The organism is Pseudomonas sp. NFACC51 (assembly GCF_900103575.1).
Classification (GTDB): domain Bacteria; phylum Pseudomonadota; class Gammaproteobacteria; order Pseudomonadales; family Pseudomonadaceae; genus Aquipseudomonas; species Aquipseudomonas fluorescens_Q.
Genome location: NZ_FMXH01000017.1, coordinates 19,932 through 35,211 on the forward strand (window position 1 = coordinate 19,932; position 15,280 = coordinate 35,211).

The following is a 15,280-nucleotide window of genomic DNA, read 5'->3' on the forward strand; positions in this document are numbered from 1 at the left end:
CAGACCAGATCAATGCTTACGCAAAATCACACTGCCAATCGAATACCCAGCGCCGAACGAACTGAGCACGGCGACCGAACCGCTGGGCAAATCATCCTGGTATTTGTGGAATGCAATCACCGAGCCCGCCGAACTGGTGTTGGCGTAGCGGTCGAGGATCACTGGCGCTTCCTCTTCGGTCGCTTCGCGCCCCAGCAGTTTGCGCACGATCAGGTGGTTCATGCTCAGGTTGGCCTGGTGCAGCCAGAAGCGCTTCACCTCGCCGACGTTCAGCTGGTTTTCTTCCAGGTGGGCACCGATCAGCTCGGCCACCATCGGGCAGACGTCGCGGAACACCTTGCGGCCTTCCTGGACAAACAGCTTGTCACGGCTACCGATGCCTTCTTCGGCGGCGCGGTTGAGGAAGCCGAAGTTGTTGCGAATGTTGTTGGAGAACTTGGTCAACAGCTTGGTGCTGACCACGTCGAACTGGTACGGCGAGGTCGCCAGGTCCGCCCGCTCGATGATCACGGCGGTGGCCGCGTCGCCGAAGATGAAGTGGCTGTCGCGATCACGGAAGTTCAGGTGGCCGGTGCACACTTCCGGGTTGACCATCAGGATTGCCCGGGCCTGGCCCAGTTGCACGCTGTTGGCTGCTGCCTGGATGCCGAAAGTGGCTGAGGAACAAGCCACGTTCATGTCGAAACCGAAACCTTCGATGCTCAGGGCTTCCTGGACTTCGATGGCGATGGCCGGGTAGGCACGCTGCAGGTTGGAACAGGCGACGATGACCCCGTCGATGTCGGCGGCCGTGCGGCCGGCGCGCTCCAGGGCCTGTTTCGCAGCGCCGATGGCCATCTCGCAGAGCACCGACCACTCGTCGTTGGAGCGCTCGGGCAACCGTGGGGTCATGCGTTGCGGATCAAGAATGCCCTCCTTGTCCATGACAAAGCGGCTCTTGATGCCGGAGGCCTTTTCGATGAACGCGGCGTTGGATTCGGTCAACGCCTCGACTTCACCGCGCGCGATGGCATCGGCGTTGTCGGCGTTGAATTGCGCGACATAGGTATTGAAAGATTGCACCAGCTCTTCATTGGAGATGCTGTTGGCCGGGGTGTACAGGCCGGTGCCGCTGATGACGACGTTATGCATGGTCGTGTCTCTGATCTGTTCAGGCAGAAAGCATTGGCACCGACGTACCAATACACAAAGGGACTTTTCCCATCCGGGGAAGCAGCCCTGGCATCGCTTTATTCCGATCCGCCCGAGGCATTGAAGCTCAAAACCACGGGACCGGCATTTATAGCCGCGAAGTTTGCCATAAACGCTGGCGTTTGGCCCATTCTCCCTCACTTACTACATAAAACCTGTGGGTTACGGGCCTGCCCGTGATTCTGCGATCAGCCCTCCACCAGGCTCCACTGCTTGCCCAGGCGCTTGTCGGAAATCGGCACCTTGGTCCCCAGTTGCTGGGCGAACAGCGACACCCGGTATTCCTCCAGCCACCAGCGGTACAGTTCCAGTTGCGGATCGCGCTTGCCTTCCTGGGCGTGTTTGCTGGCGCGGGCCTGGTATTGGGCCCAGAGGTTCGACAGCTCGCCGCTCCAGACCCGGTCTTTCTGCACCTGGCTACCGAGCTTCTCGAAGCGTTGCTCGATGGCCTTGAGGTAGCGCGGCAGCTCCTTGAGCCACTGATGTGGGGTTTCGCGCACGAACCCCGGGTACACCAGGTGGCTGAGTTGCTGCTTGATATCGTTCAGCGCCACGGCCTGGGCCAGGTCGATCTTGCCCTTGAAGCGTTTTTGCAGGCCATGCCAGAGCTTGAGGATGTCCAGGGTCAGTTTCGCCAGACGTTCGGCGTGCTCGGTCCAGCCGCCGCGCTTGCGCTCGGCCAGGGAGGCCAGTGCGGCACCGTCGCGGGGCAGGCTCGCTTCGCCTTCGAGCACACAACTGTCGAGGCTGGCGAGCAGGATGTCTTCCACCAGGCCGTCGATGCGGCCCAAGTCGCGGTACAGCAGGCCCAGCTCCGTCAGCCCCGGCAGCTTGCCACGCAGGAACTTGGCCGATTCGGCCAATTGCTGCATGAGCAAGCGTTGCAAGGCGCGGCGATGCTGGAACTCGGCTTCGGCCGGGGTCGGGAAGCGGCCTTCCTTGACCACGCCGCCCTCTTCCACCAGCGCCGGATAGACCGTCATCGACAGCCCGGCGATCTTCTGCTGGGTTTTCTCGGCCACCGGCGCAAAGATTTTCGCCTCCACCGGCGCCTGGCTTTTCGCCGTTTGCGGCACGGCCAAGGCGGCCTGGCTGGCCTCGGCAAAGCGCGCCGTCAGCTCGGCCAAGTCCCGGCCCTCACCGAGGAACTTGCCCTGGCCGTCGACGATTTCCAGGTTCATGCGCAGATGGCTTTCCACCTGCTGCGCGGCTTCCGCCCAGGCTTCGTCGCTGACCCGCGCGCCGGTCATGCGCAACAACTCACGGCCCAGGGCTTGCGGCAACGAACCTTCGGCGAAGGTGATGCGTTGCAGCGCCGCCTTGACGAAGTCGGGCACCGGCACGAAGTTCTTGCGCAAGGCCTTGGGCAGGTTGCGCACCAGGGCGATGCACTTGGCTTCGATCACCCCTGGCACCAGCCACTCCAGGCGCTCCGGCGGTAGCATCGGCAGCAGTGGCGCCGGCACTCGCAACGTCACGCCGTCGCGTGGGCGGTTGGGCTCGAAGTGATAGCTCAGCGGCAAGGTCAGGTCGCCGACGCGCAAGGTGTCGGGGTAATGCGCGGCGGTGACTTCGCTGGCTTCGCGGGCCAACACGTCTTCTTCGCGCATGATCAGCAGTTGCGGGTCTTTCTGGCTGTTGATCCGGTACCAGCTGTCGAACGTCGCGGTCTGGTGGATCTCGGCCGGCAAGCGCGCGTCGTAGAAGGCAAACAGGGTTTCCTCGTCCGCCAGGATGTCGCGGCGACGGGCCTTGGCTTCCAGCTCGTCGAGTTGCTCCAGCAACCGGGTATTGGCACTCAGGCACTTGGCTTTGGACTGGATCTCGCCGCGCACCAGCGCCTCGCGGATGAACAGCTCCCGTGACACCACCGGGTCCACCGGCCCGTAATGCACTGGCCGTCGACCAACGACGATGAGCCCGAACAGGGTGATTTGCTCATAGGCCACCACCTGTCCGCGCTTCTTCTCCCAATGGGGTTCGAAGTGGTTTTTCTTGATCAGGTGCCCGGCCAGCGGCTCGATCCAGTCCGGTTCGATCTTGGCAACCATGCGCGCATACAGCTTGGTGGTTTCCACCAGTTCGGCGGTCATCAGCCATTGCGGACGCTTCTTGCCCAGGCCCGAAGACGGGTGGACCCAGAACCGCCGCTGGCGGGCGCCGAGGTAGTCGCCCTCTTCGGTTTTCTGGCCGATCTGGCTCAACAGGCCCGAAAGCACCGCTTTGTGCAGTTTCGGGTAATCGGCCGGTTCTTTGTTGAGGCTCAGCTGCATGTCGCGGCAGATCAGGCTCAACTGACGATGGGAATCGCGCCACTCGCGCAGGCGCAGGTAGTTGAGGAAGTTCTTGCGGCACCAATTGCGCAGCGGGCTGGCGGTCAGGGCCTGGCGCTGCTCTTCGAAACCGCGCCACAGGTTGACCAGCCCGGCGAAGTCCGAATCCGCGTCCTTCCACTGGGCGTGGGCCTGGTCCGCCGCCTGTTGGCGCTCCGGCGGACGCTCGCGCGGATCCTGGATCGACATGGCACTGGCGACGATCAACACTTCCTGCAAACTGCCCAGCTTCGCCGCTTCCAACAGCATGCGGCCCATGCGCGGGTCCACCGGCAGGCGCGCCAACTGGCGACCGAGCGGGGTCAATTGGCTGTTGCGGTCCACCGCCGACAATTCCTGCAGCAGGTTGAAACCGTCACTGATGGCCTTGCCATCCGGCGGCTCGATGAACGGGAAATCAGTGATCTCGCCGAGGCGCAGGTGCAGCATCTGCAGGATCACCGCCGCCAGGTTGGTGCGCAGGATTTCCGGGTCAGTGAACTCCGGCCGTCCAAGAAAATCTTCTTCGCTGTACAACCGCACGCAAATCCCCGGCTCGACCCGCCCACAGCGCCCCTTGCGCTGGTTGGCGCTGGCCTGGGAAATGGCTTCGATGGGCAGGCGCTGGACCTTGGCGCGATAGCTGTAGCGGCTGATGCGCGCGGTGCCGCTGTCGATCACGTAGCGGATGCCCGGCACGGTCAGCGAGGTTTCGGCGACGTTGGTCGCCAGCACCACGCGACGGCCCGGGTGGGACTGGAAGATCCGCTGCTGTTCGGCCGGCGACAGTCGCGCATACAGCGGCAGGATCTCGGTGTGCTTGAGCTGGGCCTTGCGCAGCATCTCCGCGGCGTCGCGAATCTCCCGCTCGCCCGGCAGGAACACCAGCACGTCCCCAGGGCTGCGGCGCTCGCTGCGCTCGTAGGCGGCGATTTCATCAAGGGTGGCGAGGATCGCCTGGTCGACAGTCAAGTCATCCTCGACCCGGTTGCCTTCCTCGTCCTGCTCCAGGGTCAGCGGGCGATACCAGGTTTCCACCGGGAAGGTGCGGCCCGAGACTTCCACGATCGGCGCATCATCGAAATGCTTGGAGAAGCGCTCCAGGTCGATGGTCGCCGAGGTGATGATGACTTTCAGGTCCGGACGGCGTGGCAGCAGGGTCTTGAGGTAGCCCAGCAGGAAGTCGATGTTCAGGCTGCGTTCGTGGGCTTCGTCGACGATGATCGTGTCGTAGCGCTCGAGGTAGCGGTCGTTCTGGGTCTCGGCCAGCAGGATGCCGTCGGTCATCAACTTGATCAGGGTGTTGGCGTCGCTCTGGTCCTCGAAGCGCACCTGATAACCCACCAGCGCCCCCAACGGCGTGGCCAGTTCTTCGGCAACACGGCTTGCGACGCTGCGGGCGGCGATCCGGCGCGGTTGGGTGTGGCCGATCAAGCCGTGCTGGCCGCGACCGATTTCCAGGCAGATCTTGGGCAACTGCGTGGTTTTCCCCGAACCGGTCTCGCCGGCAATGATCAGCACCTGGTGCTTGAGCAGCGCGTCCTTGATTTCGTCGCGCTTGGCGGCGATCGGTAGATTGTCGTCGTAGCGGATCACCGGCAGGCTCGCCTTGCGCGCCAACACCTGGTCGCACGACGCCTGCATGCGCGCCACCCACTGGGCCAGCTTGGCCTCGTCGGGTTTCTTGCGCAGCTCGAGCAACTGGCGCCGCAACCGGTGACGGTCGGCGAGCATGGCGTGGTCGAGGTTTTTCAGCAGCTTGTCGATAGCGGGGGCTTGGTCAGTCATCAGGTACGCAAGGGTCTTCGGTTTGTGCAGGGGGGCGATTGTCGCAGATTTGCGGCCATTGCGCCGAACGCGCAAAGCAGCCCACCGCCACACCCTTGTGGGAGCGAGCTTGCTCACGATGGTGGTGGTTCAGCCTGCATTAGATGTTGACTGAGATACCGCTATCGCGAGCAAGCTCGCACACAGGAGCTTTTCGTCAAAGCTGCTTGTGTGGCGAGGGAGCTTGCTCCCGCTGGGCTGCGCAGCAGCCCCTCTCAAGCTCACTCAATCAACCTGACCCACCGCGTCGCCGGGTTCTAGGGCCGCTGCGCGACCCAGCGGGAGCAAGCTCCCTCGCCACGGGAATTGGGCGCGGCGCGGGTTAAGGGAGTGCCTCGAATCAGTGTCAGTCTCAAGAGCAAATCGGTTGGTCGACCGGGATGCTTTTGAGCTTTTGAGCTTTTGAGCTTTTGAGCTTTTGAGCTTTTGAGCTTTTGAGCTTTTGTGGCGAGGGAGCTTGCTCCCGCTGGGCTGCGCAGCAGCCCCCTCTCAAGCTCACTCAATCGACCTGTTCCACCGCGTTGCCGGGTTCTAGGGCCGCTGCGCGCCCCAGCGGGAGCAAGCTCCCTCGCCACAGGGGGCTTCGTTTACCTGCTGGGTTATTCGTTGTCCAGGTCCTTACGCCGATACGGGAACACGTCGATCACCTTCCCCGCCCGGATTGCCTCTTGCAGGCCTTTCCAATAGTCGGCGTTGTACAACTCGCCGTGCAACTGGTCGAACAGCTTGCGCTGCCCGGCGTCGGCGAACAGGAACGGTGGAAATTCCTCGGGGAACACGTCCAGCGGCCCGATGGAATACCAGGGCTCGGAGGCCATTTCGTCTTCCGGTGTACGGGGCTGGGGGATGTGGCGGAAGTTGGCTTCGGTCAGGAAGCAGATTTCATCGTAGTCGTAGAACACCACGCGGCCGTGGCGGGTCACGCCGAAGTTCTTGAGCAGCATGTCGCCGGGAAAGATATTGGCCGCCGCCAGTTGCTTGATGGCCAGGCCATAGTCTTCCAGCGCCTCGCGCACCTGGTCCTGGTTGGCGTTCTCCAAATACAGGTTCAGCGGTGTCATGCGGCGCTCGGTCCAGCAGTGACGAATCAGCACCGTGTCGCCTTCCACCGACACCGTGGACGGCGCCACTTCCAACAGTTCCTCCAGGCACGCCGGCTCGAACTTGCCCAGGGGAAAACGGAAATCGGCGAACTCTTGGGTATCGGCCATGCGCCCGACCCGGTCGACGCTCTTCACCAAGCGGTACTTCTCGATCACCGTGGCCCGGTCAACGTTTTTCGACGGCGAGAAGCGGTCCTTGATGATCTTGAATACGGTGTTGAAGCCCGGCAGGGTGAACACGCTCATGACCATGCCACGCACACCCGGGGCCATGATGAACTGGTCGTCGGTGTTCGCCAGATGATTGATCAACGCTCGGTAGAACTCGGACTTGCCGTGCTTGTAGAAACCGATGGAGGTGTACAACTCGGCGATGTGCTTGCCCGGCAGGATGCGCTTGAGAAAGCCGATGAATTCCGCCGGCACCGGCACGTCCACCATGAAGTACGAGCGGGTGAACGAGAAGATGATCGACACCTGCGCCTCGTCGGTAATCAGCGCATCGATCTGGATACCCCGGCCCTCGCGGTGCAGCAGCGGGATCACCAGCGGCCATTGGTCATCGCGGGTGAAGATCCGGCCCACCAGGTAGGCGCCCTTGTTGCGGTAAAGCACCGAGGAAAACAACTCCACCGTCAGTTCCGGGTCCTTGCAGACCCAGTCCGGCAGGTTCTCGCGCAACTGCGCTTCGAGGCGCTGCAGGTCGCCTGGCAAGTCGCCGTAGTCCTCGCTGAAACGGTAATCGGCGAACACGCTCGCCAGCATCCGGTCCAACTGCCCCTGGGGTTTGTAGGTGCGGGTCTGGGCGGCACGGGCGCGGCGCAGGCTGGGCCGGGTGGTGTGGATGAACATGGTGCCATCGCTGATCAGGTCGTGGCTGAACAGCCCGCAAAAGATCGAGTTGTACCAGGTTTCCGACAGCTCATCGTCGAAGCGCAGGTCGATCAGGCTGATGTAGGCGCTCTTGACCAGCGGCCAGCAGCTCACGTCCATCAGGGTTTCGTCATCGAAGGCCTTGTGCAGCTTGGCAACGGTTTCGAAGACTTTTTCTTCATACAAGTTGATGCGCGCCGCCGAAGCCGCTTGCGCCTCCAGCCACAGCGCCTGTTCGAACCGGGCGCGGGCGCCGTCGGTGATCTGCCGGAAATGCTCACGATAATCGTCGAAGCCGTCGAGGATCGAACGGGCGATTTCGATGGCGGGCCATGGCTGCGGCATAGGGTAAACCTCGGCGGGTCATGCTTGTTATTGGCGACTGAGCTTAGAGGCCAATCACGCGCCAACGCAACCATTGCCATCGCTATTCAGGACGGCGACACTTGCCGCCCAATCAAGGAAGGAATGACTCGTGAACCTCGTCGATATCCTGCGCTTACTGTCACTGGCCGCTATCTGGGGCGCCAGTTTCCTGTTCATGCGCATTATCGCCCCCGTCATTGGCACAATTCCCACTGCCTTTTTTCGCGTGTCCATCGCCTTCGTCGGGCTGCTGGTGATCCTGGCCCTGATGCGCATCGACTGGAGTTTTCGCGGCAAGCTCAAAGTCGTGATGGGGCTGGGCCTGATCAACTCGGGCATTCCGGCCACCTTCTATTCGTTGGCCGCCCAGGTGCTGCCGGCCGGTTATTCGGCGATCTTCAACGCCACCACGCCGTTGATGGGGGTGCTGATCGGCGGCTTGTTCTTCAGCGAAAAACTCACTCCGGCCAAGGTCAGCGGTGTCTGCCTGGGGTTGTTCGGCGTCGGCATCCTGACCCGCGCCGGCCCGGTGGCGTTCGACCTGCAATTGCTGATGGGCGCCCTCGCCTGCCTGCTGGCCACGACCTGCTATGGCTTTGCCGGTTTCCTCACCCGTCGCTGGCTCGATCAGCAAGGTGGCTTGGACAGCCGTCTCTCGGCCCTGGGCAGTATGTTCGGCGCCACGGTGTTCTTGCTACCGCTGTTTGGCTACAGCGTCATCAGCCAACCACCGGCCAGCTGGGGTGGCTGGAGCGTCTGGTTGTCACTGTTGGGGCTGGGCCTGGTGTGTACCGCGCTGGCGTACATCCTTTATTTCCGCCTGCTCAGTTCCATCGGCCCGGTCAAATCCATGACCGTGACCTTCCTGATTCCGCCGTTCGGCGTGCTGTGGGGGGCGTTGCTGCTGGATGAGCCGTTGGGGATGGCGCATTTGTATGGCGGGGTGTTGATTGCGGCGGCGTTGTGGTTGGTGTTGAAACCTGGGGCGGCGAAACCGGTTCAAGCGTCCGCCCGGTAGTTCATCGGCGCGGTTAAAAATACCTTCGCGAGCAAGCCCGCTCCCACAAGGCCTGTACATAACCTGTGGGAGCGGGCTTGCCCGCGAAAGCAATGGTGCAGTCACTAAATATCCAAGGGCTAACGGCTTTTACGAAACACAAACACCAACCCCACGATGATCAGCACCATCCCCAACAAGCTCAACAACGCCAGCCGATTGCCAAACACCAGGTAGTCCATGATCGCCGTCACCGCCGGCACCAGGTAGAACAGGCTGGTGACATTCACCAGGTTGCCCCGGGCGATCAGTCGGTACAGCAGCAACGTCGCCAGCACCGACACCACCAGCGCCATCCACAACACCGGCACGATGAAACCCGTGTTGTACTCGAAGTGGAACGGCTGGAAGGGCACGAACACCGCGCACAGCACCAGCCCGGCCAGGTACTGCACCGGCAGCGTGCCCAGTGGGTTGTCGGTGATGCGCTTCTGCATGATCGAACCGGCCGTCATGCTCACCAGTGCCAGCAACCCACAGAGCATCCCGGCCAGGGACATGCCGGCCAGGCCGATGCCCTGGTACACCACCATGACCAACCCGACCAACCCCAGCGCCAGGCCGAACAGCCGCGACCAGGAACGCTGCCGTTCCATGAGCACCACGGTCAGGATCGGCTGCACGCCCATCAGGGTGGCCATCACCCCGGGGGTGACGTTCATTTGCAGCGCCAGCAGATAAAAAATCTGATAGGCGCCCAGCAGCACCAACCCGGTGGTCGCCGCGTACAGCATCGGCTTGCCAGTCTTGGGCAGCTTGAACTTGAGCAACGGAATCAACAGCACCAGCGCCGACAGGGCGATGGCAAAACGGATCAGCAGAAAAGCGAAAGGTGAAGCATGGGCCAGGCCCAGCTTGGAAAAGATCGCCCCACTGCTCCACAGCAAAACGAACAGGCTCGTGGAAGCCGCCGCCAACAAGGCGTTTTTAGAAAGGGAAAACATGAATACCACCTGTAGTCAGGCAAAAAGCCAACTCAGCCGAAGCTGAAGTCCAGTAGTTTTTTCAGGCAGGCACAGGGGACGGCAACCGTTGCCGATCAGCCCTGAACGCCAACACCCGGCGGTGATACGACGGCGTACACCGGTGGGCTACTGACAGGTGGAGGGTATTGACCGATCTGCGCAGGCTGCTGACTCCCACACGGCACGACGCCAGCGTTGAACGCTGGAACCACGACCGCGATGACAGGGGATGCAGGCATGAGCCGATCTCTTGAAGGGTGGGTTCGAAAACCCGAAGAGCGCCGACTATAACCAGCGCTCGATGGACTACGCAATATTTAAACGAACAACCAGTAGCCAAGCGCCGTCAGCACCGCCACCGCCAACACTGGCCGCATCACCCGGTAGGCCTTGGGATGCTTGCGCTTGAACTGCTTGACCCGGCCGCTGATGCCGTCACTGAACGACTTGCTCCAGGCATAGGCCCGGTTGATGCCACCGACGTGTTCTTCCTCCAGGTTTTGCGGCGCGGTGGCGCGCCCGAGGAACGCGCTGATGCTGCGGTTGAGGCGGGTCATCAACCGGCTTTTCAGGGGCCGCTCGACATCGCAGAACAGGATCACGCGGGTCTGCGGGGTTTCGTTCTTGACCCAGTGCACATAGGTTTCATCGAACATGACGTCTTCGCCGTCGCGCCAGGCGTAGATCTGACCGTCGACGAAGATCCGGCAGTCGTCGGAATTGGGGGTGGACAAGCCCAGGTGATAACGCAACGAACCGGCGAAGGGGTCTCGGTGGGGATTGAGATGGCTGTCACCCGGCAGCAGGGCAAACATCGCGCCCCGGACATTGGGGATCTGGCTGACCAGCGCGACCGTCCTGGGGCACAACAGCTCAGCCGACGGCAGCGGTTTGTCGTACCACTTGAGGTAAAAACGCTTCCAGCCCTTTTTGAAGAACGAGCCGAAACCCGCGTCGTTGTTCTTCTCGGCAGCGCGAATGTAGCCCTCGTCGAACAGGTGCATGGCCTCGTCGCGGATGACTTGCCAATTGTCCTTGAGCACATCCAGTTCGGGGAACTTGCTGCGGTCCAGGTAAGGTCTCGAGGGCACGCCGGAGAACAGGTACATCAAGGCGTTATAGGGGGCGAACAGCGCCGAGTGGTTGACGAACTGGCGCAGTACCGGCAAACGCGCCTTGCCACGCAGGTGCACGTACAGCGTACTGCCCAGGAACAGCAGCAACACCGAGGCCTTGGCGACAAACGAAACGGTCATTTTTACAACTCCTTGTCCAAAAACAACTGACGCAACGCCTACTGCCCGACGTAGCCGAAGGCCATGTTAACCACTCCAGGCCCGGGTAAAAACCATCTGACGCAACATTCTCTGTTGAGTGAAACGCAATAAACACTTTCTAACATGCGCCGCCTGAACCTTGGCTGACGCATCGAACAATCATTCAACCTACGATGGCGAGAGCTTTTGTGGCGAGGGAGCTTGCTCCCGCTGGCGTGCGAAGCGCGCCCCTACGATCTGGCGACCCACGCTGGAGTCCGGACGCCTGCTTCGCAGTCGAGCGGGAGCAAGCTCCCTCGCCACAAAGCTCCCATCACATCCTGTGCAGGCAGTTACTGCTGAATCTCCTGCTCGGTAAACAAATCACTGAACAACATGCTCGACAAGTACCGCTCGCCCGAATCCGGCAGGATCACGACGATGGTCTTGCCCTGCATCTCCGGTTTTTCCGCCAGGCGCACGGCCACGGCCATCGCCGCGCCACAAGAGATCCCGCAGAGGATGCCCTCCTCCTGCATCAAGCGCAGGGCCATGGCCTTGGACTCGTCGTCAGATACCCGCTCGACCAGGTCAACGATCGACAGGTCAAGGTTCTTCGGCACGAACCCAGCGCCAATCCCCTGGATCTTGTGGGGGCTGGGCTTGATCTCCTGGCCCGCCATCGCCTGGGTAATCACCGGCGAAACCTCGGGCTCGACCGCCACCGACAAAATCGGTTTGCCGCAGGTGTTCTTGATGTACCGCGAAACGCCGGTGATGGTCCCGCCGGTGCCCACACCCGCCACCAGCACGTCCACCGCGCCGTCGGTATCGTTCCAGATTTCCGGGCCGGTGGTTTTTTCGTGAATCGCCGGGTTCGCCGGGTTATCGAACTGCTGCGGCATGAAGTATTTGGCTGGATCGCCGGCCATGATCTCGGCGGCTTTGTCGATGGCCCCTTTCATGCCCTTCGCCGGTTCGGTGAGCACCAGTTCCGCGCCGAGTGCCTTGAGTACCTTGCGGCGCTCGATGCTCATGGAGGCGGGCATGGTCAGCATCAGCTTGTAGCCACGAGCGGCGGCGACGAACGCCAGGCCGATCCCGGTGTTGCCCGAAGTCGGTTCGACGATGGTCATGCCCGGCTTGAGTTTGCCCGAGCTTTCAGCGTCCCAGATCATGTTTGCGCCGATCCGACACTTGACCGAATACCCTGGGTTCCGCCCCTCGATCTTGGCCAGGATGGTCACGCCGCGCGGGGCAATGCGGTTGATCTGCACCAGCGGCGTATTACCGATGGAATGGGCGTTGTCAGCGAATATACGGCTCATGGCTGGGTCCTTGATGCAGCGGGAATGTAAGCCTTTAAAGGTATGCCTCTTGCCCATGGGCGTCCAGTTGCACCGAACGTTCCCATTGTTGCGACAGTCAATGGCATTAGAAGGCGCTCCCTCAACAAACGCTGGAGACTGACTGACATGAAGCGTCGATATCGCTGGCCATTGTGGGTGTTCGCCGCCCTCGTCGCGGTGCTGGTGGCCCTGCATTTCGCCCTGCCTTACCTGGTACGCGACTACCTGAACGACAAACTGGCCAACATGGGCGATTATCGCGGCCAGATCACCGACGTGGACCTGGCCCTGTGGCGCGGTGCCTACCGGATCAACGGCCTGGAAATCGTCAAGGTCGACGGCAAGGTTCCGGTGCCGTTCGTCACCGCACCGCTGGTGGACTTGTCGGTGAGCTGGCACTCGCTGTGGTACGACCATGCGGTGGTCGCCGAGGTGGAGTTCACCCGCCCGGAAGTGAACTTCGTCGACGGCGGCGCCAACCGACAGAACTCCCAGACCGGCCGGGGCACCAACTGGCGCGAGCAATTGGGCAAACTGCTGCCTATCACCTTCAACGAAGTGCGCATCCGGGATGGCAAGGTCACCTTCCGCAATTTCAACTCCAAGCCACCGGTCAACCTGCGGGCCACCGACGTCAACGCCAGCTTCTACAACCTGACCAACGTGGTCGACACCGAAGGCAAGCGCGACGCCCGTTTCGAGGGCAAGGCCCTGGTGGCCGAACACGCGCCATTGGAAATGCAGGCCACCTTCGACCCGTTGAGCAACTTCGAGGATTTCGACTTCCGCCTGCGAGCCAGGAACATCGAGCTCAAGCGCCTGAACGACTTCGCCGCTGCTTATGGCAAATTCGATTTCAATGCCGGTCACGGCGACCTGGTGATCGAGGCCGAAGCCGACAACGCCAAGCTCAGCGGCTACATCAAGCCATTACTGCGCGATGTCGATGTGTTCGACTGGCAGCAGGACGTGGAAAACCAGAACAAGAACATCTTCCGCTCGGTCTGGGAAGCGCTGGTCGGCACAGGCGAAACGGCCCTCAAGAACCAGCGCAAGAACCAGTTCGCCACCCGAGTGGAACTCAGCGGCAATGTCCACCAGCAGGACATCAGCGCCTTCGAGGCCTTCCTGCAGATCCTGCGCAACGGTTTCGTCCAGGCCTTCAACGCCCGTTATGAACAGCCACCGCCTTCGACCGACTAGGGTTTGCGCGTGACGGTGTAGCGGCCGATCGGTTCCGCCGCCGCGATGCCCGCGCCACGCTGCAGCGAGTCCCATCCCAAGCACGCGAGGGCCAGCGAACGAGGTACAGCCTCGCGCCCACTGCTATAGCGGCTGATGCTGCGAGCGCTGACCCCCAGTGCTTCAGCCGCCTGGTTCAGCGGTAGGCCGGTGCGGGCACGCCAACCAATGAAAATGCGGGTATTTTCATCCACGGCATTCTGCGCCAGCGCATCCAGATACAAGGTATCGGCACCGATCTGGATATCCAGTTCGGGCCATTCCACGCTCCAACCATCATCCCCCACGCTCGCGCCTCCAAACGCTGCCTCTTTCAGCAAAGGCTGCAAGCCTGGGTAACGTTGCACGTCGGCACTCAAGTCCAGCGTCAATTGCTGCCCGTCGATGAACGTCAGTTCAAGACTGAACGGCAATAAAGCCTGCACGGCCAATAGCCGCGGCCGTTTCATGGGTAACATCGTTTCCAATCCTCCAACAGTTGCGCCTGGTGGACCCTGACCCAGTCCAGCGCTTCCTTGATGATCAACGGCGGCGCACGGCCCATCATCACTTTCCACGGTTTCCAGGCTCAACATCACATCCACCCCACCACCCGTCAGGTGTACATGGGGCGGTGGATGGTCTCGTTCACGCAGTTGAATGCGGTAAGTATTTTTAAATCGATATTTAGTAGACATACACCAAACATATCGCCAAATTGGCGATATGCAATACTGGCAAGCCGCCGAGACTGAGTCAACATGTGACGCTCCATTCAGAGACTGAATACAGCGTCTGCGTTCACAGTCGGCGGGGCCTCGCGGTATAGTCGGGCACGCTCTTTATTTTCGCGCGCCCCGCCTCGCCAGGCCGGCGACACCGTTCGAGGAATTGCAGATGAAGTTCGAAGGCACCAGCGCCTACGTGGCCACCGATGACCTGAAACTGGCCGTGAACGCCGCCATCACCCTGGAGCGGCCGCTGCTGGTCAAGGGCGAACCGGGCACCGGCAAGACAATGCTCGCCGAGCAACTGGCCGAGTCCTTCGGCGCGCGCCTGATCACCTGGCACATCAAGTCCACCACCAAGGCTCACCAGGGCCTGTACGAGTACGATGCGGTCAGCCGCCTGCGGGACTCGCAATTGGGCGTGGACAAGGTCCATGACGTGCGCAACTACCTGAAGAAGGGCAAGCTCTGGGAAGCGTTCGAGTCCGAGGAGCGGGTGATCCTGCTGATCGACGAAATCGACAAGGCCGACATCGAGTTCCCCAACGACCTGTTGCAGGAACTCGACAAGATGGAGTTCTACGTCTACGAGACCGACGAAACCATCAAGGCCAAGCAACGGCCGATCATCATCATTACCTCCAACAACGAAAAGGAACTGCCGGACGCGTTCCTGCGCCGCTGTTTCTTCCATTACATCGCCTTCCCCGACCGCGTCACCCTGCAGAAAATCGTCGACGTGCATTACCCGGACATCAAGAAGGACCTGGTCAGTGAAGCGCTGGACGTGTTCTTCGACGTGCGCAAGGTGCCGGGCCTGAAGAAAAAGCCTTCCACTTCCGAACTGGTGGACTGGCTCAAGCTGCTGATGGCCGACAACATCGGCGAAGCGGTACTGCGCGAACGTGATCCGACCAAGGCCATCCCGCCGCTGGCCGGCGCCCTGGTCAAGAACGAGCAGGACGTGCAACTGCTCGAGCGCCTGGCGTTCATGAGCCGTCGCGGCACCCGCTGATCCTCTTCGTCTAACAA

The 15,280-nt window shown here is 61.6% G+C and carries 10 protein-coding genes and 1 pseudogene; 3 read left to right on the plus strand and 8 right to left on the minus strand.

Going from position 1 to position 15,280, the window contains the following annotated elements; genetic code table 11:
• Positions 1–9: 9 nt before the first annotated feature.
• From BLT00_RS25895 to aceK, 3 genes are all read right to left on the minus strand, one after another.
• Positions 10–1,131, minus strand: a complete 1,122-nt coding sequence (locus BLT00_RS25895; RefSeq protein ID WP_092150819.1) for a beta-ketoacyl-ACP synthase III — start codon at positions 1,129–1,131, stop codon at positions 10–12.
• 248 nt (positions 1,132–1,379) lie between these two features.
• The gene (hrpA, locus tag BLT00_RS25900) at positions 1,380–5,291 is read right to left on the minus strand and encodes an ATP-dependent RNA helicase HrpA (RefSeq protein ID WP_092150816.1); all 3,912 of its coding nucleotides are present in this window, start codon (positions 5,289–5,291) and stop codon (positions 1,380–1,382) included.
• Positions 5,292–5,929: 638 nt separating this feature from the next.
• Positions 5,930–7,651, minus strand: a complete 1,722-nt coding sequence (gene aceK / locus BLT00_RS25905; RefSeq protein WP_092150813.1) for a bifunctional isocitrate dehydrogenase kinase/phosphatase — start codon at positions 7,649–7,651, stop codon at positions 5,930–5,932.
• Positions 7,652–7,781: 130 nt separating this feature from the next.
• On the opposite strand from aceK, the gene BLT00_RS25910 reads away from it, so the two are divergent.
• A complete protein-coding gene (locus BLT00_RS25910) occupies positions 7,782–8,690 on the plus strand; it encodes a DMT family transporter (protein ID WP_092150810.1) in 909 nt (302 codons plus the stop codon).
• Between the two features lie 119 nt (positions 8,691–8,809).
• Here the strand turns inward: BLT00_RS25910 and BLT00_RS25915 are convergent, their stop codons facing one another.
• The 3 genes from BLT00_RS25915 to cysK all read right to left on the minus strand — a co-directional run bounded on the left by BLT00_RS25915 (position 8,810) and on the right by cysK (position 12,278).
• The gene (locus BLT00_RS25915) at positions 8,810–9,673 is read right to left on the minus strand and encodes a DMT family transporter (protein ID WP_092150807.1); all 864 of its coding nucleotides are present in this window, start codon (positions 9,671–9,673) and stop codon (positions 8,810–8,812) included.
• 338 nt (positions 9,674–10,011) lie between these two features.
• Positions 10,012–10,950 carry an aspartyl/asparaginyl beta-hydroxylase domain-containing protein gene (locus BLT00_RS25920; protein WP_092150804.1) on the minus strand — a complete coding sequence of 313 codons (939 nt, stop codon included), beginning with the start codon at positions 10,948–10,950 and terminating at the stop codon, positions 10,012–10,014.
• A 353-nt stretch (positions 10,951–11,303) separates the two neighbouring features.
• Complete coding sequence (gene cysK / locus BLT00_RS25925) at positions 11,304–12,278, minus strand: cysteine synthase A (protein WP_092150801.1); 975 nt, start codon at positions 12,276–12,278, stop codon at positions 11,304–11,306.
• 147 nt (positions 12,279–12,425) lie between these two features.
• Here cysK and BLT00_RS25930 point away from each other — a divergent pair, with 147 nt between their 5' ends.
• Complete coding sequence (locus BLT00_RS25930) at positions 12,426–13,502, plus strand: DUF748 domain-containing protein (RefSeq protein WP_092150798.1); 1,077 nt, start codon at positions 12,426–12,428, stop codon at positions 13,500–13,502.
• Here BLT00_RS25930 and BLT00_RS25935 read toward each other — a convergent pair.
• Together BLT00_RS25935 and BLT00_RS32255 are read right to left on the minus strand one after the other, a co-directional pair.
• Entirely contained in the window at positions 13,499–13,999 is a 501-nt protein-coding gene (locus BLT00_RS25935) for a DUF2442 domain-containing protein (protein WP_092150795.1), read from the minus strand. The two genes, BLT00_RS25930 and BLT00_RS25935, sit on opposite strands and share 4 nt — an antisense overlap.
• Positions 13,987–14,218 (minus strand): annotated as a pseudogene (locus BLT00_RS32255) (DUF4160 domain-containing protein). The gene BLT00_RS25935 and the pseudogene BLT00_RS32255 overlap by 13 nt, the downstream one beginning before the upstream one ends.
• A gap of 199 nt (positions 14,219–14,417) precedes the next feature.
• On the opposite strand from BLT00_RS32255, the gene BLT00_RS25945 reads away from it, so the two are divergent.
• Positions 14,418–15,263, plus strand: coding sequence for an AAA family ATPase (locus BLT00_RS25945; RefSeq protein ID WP_003184225.1), 846 nt, complete (start codon positions 14,418–14,420; stop codon positions 15,261–15,263).
• Positions 15,264–15,280 lie beyond the last annotated feature (17 nt).